Annotated in this window: 9 protein-coding genes; all 9 read right to left on the reverse strand. The window is 64.5% G+C overall.

The window, feature by feature from the left end:
* Positions 1–88: 88 nt before the first annotated feature.
* The 9 genes from urtA to dusB all read right to left on the reverse strand — a co-directional run bounded on the left by urtA (position 89) and on the right by dusB (position 12,195).
* Entirely contained in the window at positions 89–1,354 is a 1,266-nt protein-coding gene (urtA, locus tag P7A97_RS03115; protein WP_277688478.1) for an urea ABC transporter substrate-binding protein, read from the reverse strand.
* A gap of 69 nt (positions 1,355–1,423) precedes the next feature.
* The gene (locus P7A97_RS03120) at positions 1,424–2,158 is read right to left on the reverse strand and encodes a GntR family transcriptional regulator (RefSeq protein ID WP_277688479.1); all 735 of its coding nucleotides are present in this window, start codon (positions 2,156–2,158) and stop codon (positions 1,424–1,426) included.
* 4 nt (positions 2,159–2,162) lie between these two features.
* A complete protein-coding gene (gene atzF / locus P7A97_RS03125; RefSeq protein WP_277688480.1) occupies positions 2,163–3,965 on the reverse strand; it encodes an allophanate hydrolase in 1,803 nt (600 codons plus the stop codon).
* Between the two features lie 157 nt (positions 3,966–4,122).
* Positions 4,123–4,719, reverse strand: coding sequence for a MarC family protein (locus P7A97_RS03130; RefSeq protein WP_277688481.1), 597 nt, complete (start codon positions 4,717–4,719; stop codon positions 4,123–4,125).
* A gap of 40 nt (positions 4,720–4,759) precedes the next feature.
* Complete coding sequence (locus P7A97_RS03135; protein WP_277688482.1) at positions 4,760–7,534, reverse strand: hybrid sensor histidine kinase/response regulator; 2,775 nt, start codon at positions 7,532–7,534, stop codon at positions 4,760–4,762.
* A 148-nt stretch (positions 7,535–7,682) separates the two neighbouring features.
* Positions 7,683–8,966 carry a phosphoribosylamine--glycine ligase gene (gene purD, locus P7A97_RS03140; RefSeq protein WP_277688483.1) on the reverse strand — a complete coding sequence of 428 codons (1,284 nt, stop codon included), beginning with the start codon at positions 8,964–8,966 and terminating at the stop codon, positions 7,683–7,685.
* Positions 8,967–9,184: 218 nt separating this feature from the next.
* Positions 9,185–10,792, reverse strand: coding sequence for a bifunctional phosphoribosylaminoimidazolecarboxamide formyltransferase/IMP cyclohydrolase (gene purH, locus P7A97_RS03145; RefSeq protein ID WP_277688484.1), 1,608 nt, complete (start codon positions 10,790–10,792; stop codon positions 9,185–9,187).
* Between the two features lie 72 nt (positions 10,793–10,864).
* On the reverse strand, positions 10,865–11,200 hold the full coding sequence (gene fis / locus P7A97_RS03150) for a DNA-binding transcriptional regulator Fis (protein ID WP_277688485.1): 336 nt from the start codon (positions 11,198–11,200) through the stop codon (positions 10,865–10,867).
* Positions 11,197–12,195, reverse strand: a complete 999-nt coding sequence (gene dusB, locus P7A97_RS03155) for a tRNA dihydrouridine synthase DusB (protein ID WP_277688486.1) — start codon at positions 12,193–12,195, stop codon at positions 11,197–11,199. The genes fis and dusB overlap by 4 nt, the downstream gene beginning before the upstream one ends.
* Between the last annotated feature and the right edge of the window lie 59 nt (positions 12,196–12,254).

The following is a 12,254-nucleotide window of genomic DNA, read 5'->3' on the forward strand; positions in this document are numbered from 1 at the left end:
GCAAGCGCAGAGATATCAGGCGGCACCGAGTTGCTGCGCTCCCCTCTCCTGTTGACGGGAGAGGGGCCGGGGGAGAGGGTGGAAGTCCTTAGTTGGACTTCACCGCATAATCCGGCTTCTTGTCGTTGCCGGGGATGAAGGGGCTCCACGGCTGGGCGCGCAGCGGGCCTTCGGTCTGCCAGACGATGGAGAACTGACCGTCTTCCTGAACTTCGCCGATCATCACCGGCTTGTGCAGGTGGTGGTTGGTCTTGTCCATGGTCAGGGTGTAACCGCTCGGCGCGGCGAAGGTCTGGCCGGCCAGCGCTTCGCGGACCTTGTCGACCTCGGTGGTGCCGGCTTTCTCTACTGCCTGGGCCCACATGTTGATGCCGACGTAGGTGGCTTCCATCGGGTCGTTGGTCACCGCGGTCTGGTAGTTCGGCAGGTTCTTGGCCTTGGCGTAGGCCTTCCACTTGTCGACGAAGGCGCTGTTGACCGGGTTGTCTACCGACTGGAAGTAGTTCCAGGCGGCCAGCTGGCCGACCAGCGGCTTGGTGTCGATGCCGCGCAGTTCTTCCTCGCCCACCGAGAAGGCCACCACCGGAATGTCGGTGGCGTCGATGCCCTGGTTGGCCAGTTCCTTGTAGAACGGCACGTTGGAGTCGCCGTTGACGGTGGAGATCACTGCGGTCTTGCCGCCGGCGGAGAACTTCTTGATGTTGGCGACGATGGTTTGATAGTCGCTATGCCCGAAGGGGGTGTAGACCTCTTCGATGTCCTTGTCCTCGACGCCCTTGCTGTGCAGGAACGCGCGCAGGATCTTGTTGGTGGTGCGCGGGTAGACGTAGTCGGTGCCCAGCAGGAAGAAGCGCTTGGCTTCGCCGCCGTCTTCGCTCATCAGGTATTCCACGGCCGGGATGGCCTGCTGGTTCGGCGCGGCGCCGGTGTAGAACACGTTCGGCGACATCTCTTCGCCTTCGTACTGCACCGGGTAGAACAACAGACCGTTGAGCTCCTCGAACACCGGCAGCACGGATTTGCGCGAGACCGAGGTCCAGCAACCGAACACCACGTCGACCTTGTCCTGGGTCAGCAGCTGGCGCGCCTTCTCGGCGAACAGCGGCCAGTTGGAGGCCGGATCGACCACTACCGGCTCCAGCTGCTTGCCATTGACGCCGCCCTTGGCGTTGATCTCGTCGATGGTCATCAGCGCCATGTCTTTCAGCGAGGTCTCGGAGATGGCCATGGTGCCGGACAGCGAGTGCAGGATGCCGACCTTGATGGTCTCGGCGGCCTGTACGGTCCAGGTCATGCCCATGGCGGCGATGGAAGCGGAAAGGGTGAAGGCCTTGATCAGGCTGCGACGTTGCATAGGGCGATCTCCATTCACTAAACGTGTGTTTTGAACTGCGTTGTTATTGCTTATGGGTATGGCAGTGGTTCAAAGGTCAATCACGTCACCCGCCCCGGCGGCCTTCTGCCGGACACTGTGCAGCATGTGCAGGGTGATCTTGCGCACTTCCGCCTTGCTGACCTCTATATGGGCCTTCAGCAATTGCTGTGCCTCTTCGCAACGGCGCGCCAGAATCGCGCCGAGGATGCTGCCGTGTTCCTCGTAGGTGAGGGCCACGCGGGGCGCCTGGGTGAAGTCCAGGCGCCTTAGAATGCGGATCTTCTCGCTGACCTCGGCGTGCACCCGGGCCATTTCCCGATTGCCGGCCGCCTCCAGCAGCAGGCAGTGGAAGCGTTCGTCGAGCAGCGAGACTGCCCTGCCATCCTGCAGATGCTGGTCAGGCCGCACCATCCAGGTGCGCTGCAGTTCCTGCAGGGCAGTGGGGTGTTCGTCGATGGGGCGCAGGCACAGGCGTCGCACGGCTTCCAGTTCGAGGACGATGCGCAGCTCGTAGAGCTCCTCGAAATGGGCGAAGTCGAACGGCCGTACCTGCCAGCCACTGCGAAAGTGCACCTCCAGATAGCCTTCGCGCTGCAGGCGATACAGGGCCTGCCGCACCGGCGTGCGACTGGCCTCGACCCGCGCGGAGACCTCGCCTTCGCTGAAGCGGTCACCGGGCAGCAGGCGAAACTCGAAGATGTCGTCCTTGAGCTGCTGGTAGATACGCTCGGCCATGCCGGCCGGGCGACCTTTTGCCGGGCGTGGGGCGTCGGCCAGCTGCATGGTTTCAGCCTTGCGCCTGGCTGGCGATAAAGGCGCGCCAGCCACCGAAGCTGGTGATGTCGCGCGCGCCTTCCAGTGCGTAGGGCTCGCAGATGAAACCCTTGACCCAGCGGCCGTCGGCCAGCTGCAGGTTGCCGATGCCCAGGGGTGGCGGGATCTCGGCGACGAACTCGCCGAAGCGCGCCTGCGGCACGTCCCACAGCTCGACGATGATCGGCGCGCCATCGGCGGCGACCCGCGCCAGACCGGGTTTGGGTGGCACGGTGCCGGGCAGGGCGTAGAGCCGGTAGTCGGCGCTGCTGGTGGTCTGCTCGACCAGCACTGCATCGCGGCGGGTGAGCTGGAAGTTCAGCGGCATGCCGGTCAGGTGCGCGCCGACCACGGCTACCCGTACGCAGCCGGGCGGCGGCGTGGTGTTGGCGGCTGGCGCCGCGAGCGGCCTGTCTGTGGCGCCCAATGGCAGAGCGAGCGCCTGCTGCCAGCGCTGGCCCAGCGCGGCCAGGGCCTGGTCATGCCAGGCTGGCGCGAGCAGGGTGATGCCGGCCGGCAGGCCGTCGTCGCGAAAGCCAGCCGGTACGGCCAGGGCGCAGAGGTCGGCCAGGTTGGTGAAATTGGTGTAGGTGCCGAACTGGCTGTTGAACAGCACCGGCTCGGCTGCCATCTCGGCCAGGGTGCGAATGGTCGGCGAGGTTGGCACGACCAGGGCGTCGAAGCCGGCCAGGGCGTCGTTGATGGCGCGGCTCAGTTCGGCGCGGGTGTACTCGGCCTTGTAGGCATCGCAGGCGCTGTAGTTGTGGCCGCCCGCAACGATGCCGCGTACCACCGGGTTGATGTGGTCGGGGTTCACGCCTTCGACGGCGACGCTGCGCTCCGCGACCCAGGAGCCGAAATAAAGCTGCTCGGCCAGCTGCTGGAAGGGGGTGAAGTCAATCTCCACCAGCTCGGCGCCCAGCTCGTGCAGTTTGCCCAACGCCTGCTCGAACACGACCTGATTCTGTGTGTCACCGCAGAACTCGGGCGCGGCCGGCACCGCCAGGCGCGGCTTGACCGGCATGCCGACCTTGGCGCTTGCGGGGTTCTGGCGGCTGTAGGCGTCTTGTGCGTCGTAGCCGCCGGCAATGTTGGCCACGAGCTGGGCGTCGACCACGGTCAGGGCGAACACCGAGATGCAGTCCAGGGTGCGGCAGGCGGGTACCAGGCCGGTGGTCGACAGCCAACCCTTGGTCGGTTTGAGCCCGACGATATTGTTGAAGCCCGCCGGCACGCGTCCGGAGCCGGCGGTGTCGGTGCCCAGAGCAAAGGGCACCAGGCCGCGGGCGACCACGCTGGCCGAGCCGGAGCTGGAACCGCCGCTGACGTAAGCCGGGTTGAAGCTGTTGGGCACCGCGCCGTAGGGCGAGCGGGTGCCGACCAGGCCGGTGGCGAACTGGTCGAGGTTGGTCTTGCCAATGAGGATGGCGCCAGCGGCACGCAGCTTGGCAACTACCGTGGCGTCGGCGGTGGCGGTGTAGGCGAACTCGGGGCAGGCGGCGGTAGTGGGCCAGCCGGCAGCGTCGATGTTGTCCTTGATGGCGAACGGCACGCCGTATAGCGGCAGCTGGCCAAGGTCGCCTTTGACGGCGGCCAGGCGCTCGGCCAGTTGTGTGAGCTGTTGCTGCAGCTCGGCGGGCGAGGTCAGGCTGATCCAGGCCGGATCATCGGCACTCAGCCCTGCGAGCAGTTCGGCGAGTACGTCGGGTTGCAGTTGCTGGCGGCGATAGGCCTGTTGCCATTCCCCCAGGGTCCAGCCAAATCCGCGGTGGGACATCTTCCTAGATTCCTTCTTGTATCCAAGTTGATGTCCGTAAAGCGAAAGCTATGCCATCTCCGTAAGAGATTGATATGGAAGGATTTTGTAGATCATTCGGGCGCCAGGCGAGAGGCGCTTCGCCCTGTTTGGGGGCCGCGCGCCCGGCGCTGGTGCATCAGGGGTGCAGGTAGCCCTGGATGCCGGTGAAGATGATCTGCGCGGCGAGGGCACAGACGAACAGGCCCATCAGGCGGCTGACGATCTGCAGACCCTGCTGTCCGATCAGGCGCTCGACCTGATCGGAGAGGAACAGCACCACGCCCACCGTGGCACTGGCGCTGGCGATGGCGAGGATGGCCAGCAGCTTGTCGTCCCACTGCGGTTGGCTGATGCCCATCACCAGCAGGGCGCCGATGGTGCCGGGGCCGACGGTCAGGGGAATGGTCAGCGGCACGATGGTGACGTCCTGCTGCACGTTGTCTGCTTGCACCGCCGACTTGCCCTGGGCCATGCCCAGGGCAGAGATGAACAGCACGCTACCCGCGCCAATACGGAAGGCGTCGGCGGTGATGCCGAAAATTTCGAAGATGGTCTGGCCGAACAGGTACAGCAGCACGCTGGCGATGAGGGTGCCCAGGGCGACTTTCCAGGCCAGCTTCTTGCGCTCCTTGACGCTGTAGCCGGGAGTGAGGCCGATAAAGCACGACAGCACGAAGAACGGGCTGTAGAGAACCAGCATCTTCAGGTACAGGGCGAACAGCACGGAGAACATGTGTGGGACCGTCAGCGAGAAAGGGACTGCATTCGATGTGTCAGGAGGCCAGGGCGTCACGTCGGCGCTGGCGTTCGACGACCCAATGAGTGATCAATTCGCGCAGCTGCGACATTTCCACCGGCTTGGCCATGTGCCCGTCCATGCCGACCTGACGCGCGCGCTCCTTGTGCTCGGTGAGTATATGCGCGGTCAGGGCTACCACCGGGGTGCGCTCGCGCTGTTCGCGTTGCTCCCACTCGCGCAGGCGCTCGGTGGCAGAGAAACCATCGAGCACCGGCATTTCGCAGTCCATCAGCACCAGATCGTATTGCTGTGCCTGCATGGCGCGCAGGGCTTCCTCGCCGTTGCTGGCGGTGTCCGGCTGCAGGTTGAGCTTGCTCAGCATGCCGCGGATCACCTTGGTCGAGATGCTGTTGTCCTCGGCGACCAGGATGCGGAAGTCCGCGGGCACCTGCAGCAGGCTGCTGTCGGCCTGGGGCTGCATGGGAGCGCCCTGGCGCCGCTGGGTCAGCTCGTCGGCCAGGGTGGTCTTCAGCGTATAGCCGGCCACCGGCTTGGCCAGGATGCGCTTGATCCCGGCGTTGCGCGCGATGATCTTGCTCGGCGCGTTGCTGATGCCGGTGAGCATGATCAGCAGGATGTCGTGGTTGAGGTTGGGGTCTTCCTTGATTTTGGCGGCCAGCTGCATGCCGGTCATGCCGGGCATTTCCTGGTCGAGCAGCACGGCATCGAAGTATTCGCGGATGTTCGCCTTGGTGCGCAGCAGGGCCAGAGCCTCCTTGCCCGAGGACGCGGTGCTGACCTGCAGGCCCCAGGCGAGACATTGCTGCTGCAGCACTTTGCGGCAGGTTTCGTTGTCGTCCACCACCAGCAGGCGTGCGCCCTGCAGCGGGCCGTCGAGGTCAGCAGTGGGCTGCTCCAGACGCTGCGGATCGAGCGGTAGGGTCAGCCACAGGGTGCTGCCGGCACCTTTACCGCTTTGCACACCGAAGTCGCCTTCCATCAGACGCACCAGCTGGCGGGCGATGATCAGGCCGAGGCGGCCGCCGAGTTTGCTGGCGCTGAGGAAGTCGCTGCTGTGCAGCTGGCTGTTGAGCAGCGCGTCGCGCTCTCCGGCCTCCAGTGGGCGGCCGCTGTCTTGCACGGCGATGCGCAGACGCGGCGCCTTGCCTTCGTTCTCCAGGGCCACGACCAGCAGGATCTCGCCTTCATCGGTCTGGCGGAAGGCGTTGTCCAGCAGGCTCAGCAGCGTCTGACGCAGGCGTGTGGGATCGCCGCTGATCACTCTGGGTACTTGTGGCTGGGTGAAGCTGATCAGCTCGACTTTCTGCTGCTCGGCCTTGGCGCGGAAGATATCCAGGCAGTCGTCGATCAGGGCATTGAGGTCGAACTGCACATCGTCCAGCTCGATCTGCCCGGATTCCAGCTTGGAAATGTCGAGGATTTCATTGATCAGGGTGAGCAGCTCGTTGCCGGAGCTGTGGATGGTCTGTACGTAGTCGCGTTGCTTGGCCGAGAGCGGGGTGCCGAGCAGCAGTTCGGTCATGCCCAGCACACCGTTCATCGGGGTGCGGATTTCGTGGCTGATCTTGGCGAGGAATTCGGCTTTGGTTTTCAGTTCGGCGCTGGTAGCGGCCTCGCTGGTGCGACGGGTCAGGGTTTCGCTGGCGATCTGTCGCTGCCTTTCGGACAGCGCGATGCTGAGGAGCAGCCCGGCAACCATCGCCACGCTGAACAGGCTGAGCACCAGCCAGCCAGGGTTGAGCTGGTCAAAGCCGAACAGCACCGGGCCAAGTACGATGAAGCCGAGGTTGAACAGCAGCAGCCCCGCGAAGATCAGCCGCGCCGGCCGATAACCGTTGCGCCAGTGCACAAAGGCCACGATTGGCACGGTCAGCGAGGCCAGCACCACCATGCCGTAGACCAGCCAGCTGTGCCAGAACAGGCCGGTAAAGGCGATCATCGCCGCCGCGCAGGCGATCAGGGCGAATTCGGCATGCAGGATGTGGTGCAGGGGACTGCGCTCGGCTGGGCTGCCACGGAAGAAGAAGCGGGTGTAGCCAAGAATGCATAGCGCTGCGGCCAGGGCGGAAAGGTCGGCGATCAGCGACTGGTTGTAGCTCTGCTGGGGGAGCCACACGGCCAGCAGACCAATATTGGCGGTGGCGCAGAGGGCCAGGGCAGCATGCATGCCGGCCAGCCACAGGTTGCTGGCCGTGGGGGAATAGACCATGCGTAGCAGGTTGAACAGGGCCAGCAGCAGCAAGCCGCCGAGCAGCGCACCGAACAGATAGGCAGGCTTCTCCTGAGCGACCAACTCGCTCTGGTCGATGACTTTGAACCACATCATCAGAGCATGGTTGGAGGTCATGCGTAGATAGACGCTACGCGGTTGCTCATCGTTGGGCAGGGGGAACAGGTAGGCCCGTGAAGGCAGCGGTCGTGAGGTCAGGGTCAGGGCTTCGCCGGTGTTCAGGGTCTGCTCCAGTACACCCTGATTGACCAGGTAGAAATCCAGGTATTGCACCCGGGGGGCGAATAGCCACAGCCAGTGCGGATCGCTGAATGAGCGCGTATCGGCCTTGAGCCAGATGGCCTGTGGTGAGGCCGGAAGGGTAAAGGACAGGCGATCCAGTGGCTGGAAGCGTGAGCTTTGTGCCTGCACTTCGCTGAACGAGAGTTGCGCCGATTTGTCGAGCAGGATCGACCAGCTGCCATGTGCGGCGACGTTTTCGCTGTCGGCTGTTGCCGCGAGCGGCAAGCCAAGCAACAGGCAGACGATGAGTCCTGTGGCAATCCAGAGCCGGCGCACGAGTGGGAGTCCCTTCGAGGAATAATTTCCGGATTATAGCTATGGCTTATACACAAAAGTCAGCCATGACTAATCCCTAAGTGGGAGCTTTACCTCAGCTTTACCGTGGCGCCCGTTACGAAATGGGTAACGGGCGCCCGGGAGGGGCTTACTTCTGCTCGCGGGCGATGGCGCGGTAGCCGATATCCGTGCGGTAGAAACTACCGTTCCAGCGGATCTGCTCGGCCAGGCGGTAGGCCTGCTGCTGGGCGCTGGATACGCTCGGGCCGATGGCGGTGGCGCACAGCACGCGGCCGCCGGCGGTGACGATCTGGCCGTCCTTCAGCGCGGTGCCGGCATGGAACACCTTGCCGTCGAGCTTGGCGGCGGCGTCCAGGCCTTCGATCACATCACCCTTGGCATAGTCGCCCGGGTAGCCGCCCGCGGCGATCACCACGCCCACGGTCGGGCGCGGGTCCCAGGTCGCCTCGACCTTGTCCAGCGCCTTGGCCAGTGCGGCTTCGACCAGCAGCACCAGGGAGCTTTCCAGGCGCAGCATCACCGGCTGGGTTTCCGGGTCGCCGAAGCGGCAGTTGAACTCGATGACTTTCGGCTTGCCGGCCTTGTCGATCATCAGGCCGGCGTAGAGGAAGCCGGTGTAGACGTTGCCTTCGCTGGCCATGCCGCGCACGGTCGGGTAGATCACCTCGTCCATGACGCGCTGGTGCACTTCCGGGGTGACCACTGGTGCCGGCGAGTAGGCGCCCATGCCGCCGGTGTTGGGGCCGGTATCGCCGTCGCCGACGCGCTTGTGGTCCTGGCTGGTGGCCATCGGCAGCACGTTCTCGCCGTCGACCATGACGATGAACGACGCTTCCTCACCGTCGAGGAACTCCTCGATCACCACGCGCGCGCCAGCATCGCCGAAGGCGTTGCCCGAGAGCATGTCGCGCACGGCGTCTTCAGCTTCGGCCAGCGTCATGGCGACGATCACGCCCTTGCCGGCAGCCAGGCCGTCGGCCTTGATCACGATCGGTGCGCCTTTCTCGCGCAGGTAAGCCAGTGCCGGCTCGACTTCGGTGAAGTTCTGGTAGTCGGCGGTGGGGATGTTGTGGCGCGCCAGGAAGTCCTTGGTGAAGGCCTTGGAGCCTTCCAGCTGGGCGGCGGCGGCGGTCGGGCCGAAGATGTCCAGGCCGCGGGTGCGGAACAGGTCGACCACACCCTTCACCAGCGGCGCTTCCGGGCCGACGATTGTCAGCTGTACGTTCTTCTCGGCGAAGTCGGCCAGCTGCTCGATGGCCAGTACGTCGATGGCGACGTTCTCGCACTTGGCTTCGGTGGCGGTGCCGGCGTTGCCCGGGGCGACGAAGACTTTCTCGACGCGCTTGTCCTGCGCCACTTTCCAGGCCAGGGCGTGCTCGCGGCCGCCGCTGCCGATGATCAGTACGTTCATGGGGTATCTCCTGACCGTAGCCCGGATGTAATCCGGGGCTTTTGAGTGGGGTGTCCCCGGATTTCATCCGGGCTACGACGCAAATCTATCGGGCCGCGATGGAGCAGGTGGATGCTAGGCGCGGATGGCTTCGATAAGCGCAGTTGCCGACTGGCAATGAGCATTAGCGAAGTCGTCCGCAACAACGCAGACGCCTGCTTCAGCGCGGCCCCCGCACATTAGTGGCGGAAGTGACGCATTCCCGTGAAGAGCATGGCGATGCCGGCTTCGTCGGCCGCCTCGATCACTTCCTGGTCGCGCATCGAACCGCCCGGCTGGATCACCGCGGTGATGCCAACCTTGGCGGCGTTGTCGATACCGTCGCGGAACGGGAAGAAGGCGTCCGAGGCCATCACCGCACCGGCAACCTGCAGGCCGGCGTGCTCGGCCTTGATCGCGGCGATGCGCGCGGAGTTGACGCGGCTCATCTGGCCGGCGCCGACACCGATGGTCTGGCGGCCCTTGGCATAGACGATGGCGTTGGACTTGACGAACTTGGCCACTTTCCAGGCGAACACCAGGTCGTGAATTTCCTGCTCGGTCGGCGCGCGCTTGGTGACGACCTTGAGGTCGGCAGCGGTGATCATGCCGATGTCGCGGCTCTGTACCAGCAGGCCACCGTTGACCCGCTTGAAGTCCCAGCCGGCGGCACGTTCGGCCGGCCACTCGCCGCATTCCAGCAGGCGCACGTTGGCTTTGGCAGCGACCACGTCGCGGGCGGCCTGGGAAACTTTCGGCGCGATGATCACTTCGACGAACTGGCGGTCGACGATGGCTTTCGCGGTTTCGCCGTCCAGCTCGCGGTTGAAGGCGATGATGCCGCCGAAGGCCGATTCGGTGTCGGTGGCGTAGGCCAGGTCGTAGGCCTTGCGGATGCCGCCTTCTTCGTCGGTGGCCACGGCCACGCCGCACGGGTTGGCGTGCTTGACGATGACGCAGGCCGGCTTGACGAAGCTCTTCACGCATTCCAGCGCGGCGTCGGTGTCGGCCACGTTGTTGAACGACAGCTCCTTGCCCTGCAGTTGCACGGCGGTAGCGACGCTGGCCTCGCCTTTTTGTGCTTCCACATAGAACGCCGCGCTCTGGTGCGGGTTCTCGCCGTAGCGCATTTCCTGGGCCTTGATGAACTGGCTGTTGAAGGTGCGCGGGAAGGCGCCGCGATCTTCGGTGGACAGGGTGTCGCGGCTCTGGTCGATGGTGCCCAGGTAGTTGGCGATCATGCCGTCGTAGGCGGCGGTGTGCTCGAAGGCCTTCAGGGCCAGGTCGAAGCGCTGGGCGTAGCTCAGGCCGCCGGCCTTGAGGCTTTCCACGATGCCGACGTAGTCGCTGGCGTTGACCACGATGGCCACGTCTTTGTGGTTCTTCGCCGCGGAGCGGACCATGGTCGGGCCGCCGATGTCGATGTTCTCGATGGCGTCGGCCAGGTCACAGCCCGGCTTGGCCACGGTGGCGGCGAAGGGGTAGAGGTTGACCGCGACCAGGTCGATCGGCTTGATGCCGTGCTCTTCCATTACCGCACCGTCGAGGGCGCGACGGCCGAGGATGCCGCCATGGATCTTCGGGTGCAGGGTCTTCACCCGGCCGTCCATCATTTCCGGGAAGCCGGTGTAGTCGGCCACTTCCACGGCCGCGACGCCGTTGTCCTTGAGCAGCTTGTAGGTGCCGCCGGTGGAGAGAATTTCCACGCCGAGGGCTTCGAGTTCACGGGCGAACTCAAGGATGCCGGTCTTGTCGGAGACGCTGATCAGGGCGCGGCGAACGGGGAGGCGGGTGGTCTGGTCGGTCATTGCAAAGTCCATTGGAGCTGGAAAATCAGTGAAAAAGGGCGGCTTCTGGCCGCCCTTTTCGGGGAAATTCGCTTACAGCAGATCGTATTGCTTGAGCTTCTTGCGCAGCGTACCGCGGTTCAGTCCGAGCAGTTCGGAGGCCTTGGTCTGGTTGCCCTTGACGTAGTTCATCACGGTCTCCAGCAGTGGTGCCTCGACCTCGGTCAGGACCAGGTTGTAGACGTCTGTGGCGTCGGCGCCTTCCAGGTGCGCGAAATAGTTGTGCAGCGCTCGCTCCACGCTGTCGCGCAGGGTCTGGCCCTGCTCGGACGGAGTGCTGAGGTGCTGCTTCAGGTTGGCGTTGTCGCTCACGGGTACTGCCCCATCAAAAACTGATTGCTCAAAAAAAGGCTCTGTCATCCTCGTCATGCGGCCACCTCTTCTCCTTTGTTATGTCGTTCGGCGAAAAACTGCCGAACGCTGGTGTACTGCGCGTCCGTACTGTCCAGACGATTGAATTCGGCGCGGAATTCCCTGGCGCCGGGCAGGGTCGCCAGATACCAGCCGACATGCTTGCGAGCGATGCGTACGCCCATCAGGTCGCCATAGAAGGCGTGCAGTGCGGTCAGGTGTTCCAGCAGGATTCGTTCTACTTCGTAGAGGTTGGGGGCAGCCATTTCCGTGCCGGTCGCCAGATAGTGGGCGATCTCGCGGAAAATCCAGGGGCGGCCCTGGGCGGCGCGGCCGATCAGCAGGGCATCGGCGCCCGTAGCGTCGAGGACTTGCCTGGCCTTGTGTGGCGAGTCGATGTCGCCGTTGGCGAACACCGGAATCGAGACCGCCTGCTTGATGGCAGCAATGGTGTCGTACTCGGCCTCGCCGGTGTACAGGTCTGCGCGGGTACGGCCGTGTACGGCCAGTGCGCTGATGCCGGCCTGTTCGGCGATTTTCGCTACGGTGATGCCGTTTTTGTTCTCGCGATCCCAGCCGGTGCGGATCTTCAGGGTCACCGGCACGTCAACGGCATTGACCACGGCATCCAAGATGGCGCTGACCAGCGCTTCATCTTTCATCAGCGCCGAACCGGCAGCCTTGTTACAGACCTTTTTGGCCGGGCAGCCCATGTTGATGTCGATGATCTGTGCGCCCAGTTCGACATTGCGACGGGCGGCTTCGGCGAGCATTTCGGGATCGCCCCCGGCAATCTGTACCGAGCGTGGCTCGGGATCGCCCTCGTGGATCAGGCGCAGGCGCGACTTGCGGCTGTTCCACAGGCGTACGTCGCTGGTGACCATCTCGGAAACCACCATCCCGGCGCCGAGGCGTCGGCACAGCTGCCGGAACGGCTGATCGGTGACGCCCGCCATGGGGGCGAGGATCAGCTGGTTGGGCAGTGTATAGGGGCCGATGTGTACCACCGACATGGGGTCATCCCTGTTCTGGCGAAGGTCGTTTGGCAAAGGCGTAGCACCGCCTGTACGTA

It is taken from the genome of Pseudomonas sp. GOM6 (assembly GCF_029537485.1).
Taxonomy (GTDB): Bacteria; Pseudomonadota; Gammaproteobacteria; order Pseudomonadales; family Pseudomonadaceae; genus Aquipseudomonas.

Coding starts and splice junctions, on each gene's coding strand:
- urtA (WP_277688478.1), bottom strand. CDS start 1,354: ATGCAACGTCGCAGCCTGATCAAGGCCTTCACCCTTTCCGCTTCCATC.
- P7A97_RS03120 (WP_277688479.1), bottom strand. CDS start 2,158: ATGCAGCTGGCCGACGCCCCACGCCCGGCAAAAGGTCGCCCGGCCGGC.
- atzF (WP_277688480.1), bottom strand. CDS start 3,965: ATGTCCCACCGCGGATTTGGCTGGACCCTGGGGGAATGGCAACAGGCC.
- P7A97_RS03130 (WP_277688481.1), bottom strand. CDS start 4,719: ATGTTCTCCGTGCTGTTCGCCCTGTACCTGAAGATGCTGGTTCTCTAC.
- purD (WP_277688483.1), bottom strand. CDS start 8,966: ATGAACGTACTGATCATCGGCAGCGGCGGCCGCGAGCACGCCCTGGCC.
- purH (WP_277688484.1), bottom strand. CDS start 10,792: ATGACCGACCAGACCACCCGCCTCCCCGTTCGCCGCGCCCTGATCAGC.
- fis (WP_277688485.1), bottom strand. CDS start 11,200: ATGACGAGGATGACAGAGCCTTTTTTTGAGCAATCAGTTTTTGATGGG.
- dusB (WP_277688486.1), bottom strand. CDS start 12,195: ATGTCGGTGGTACACATCGGCCCCTATACACTGCCCAACCAGCTGATC.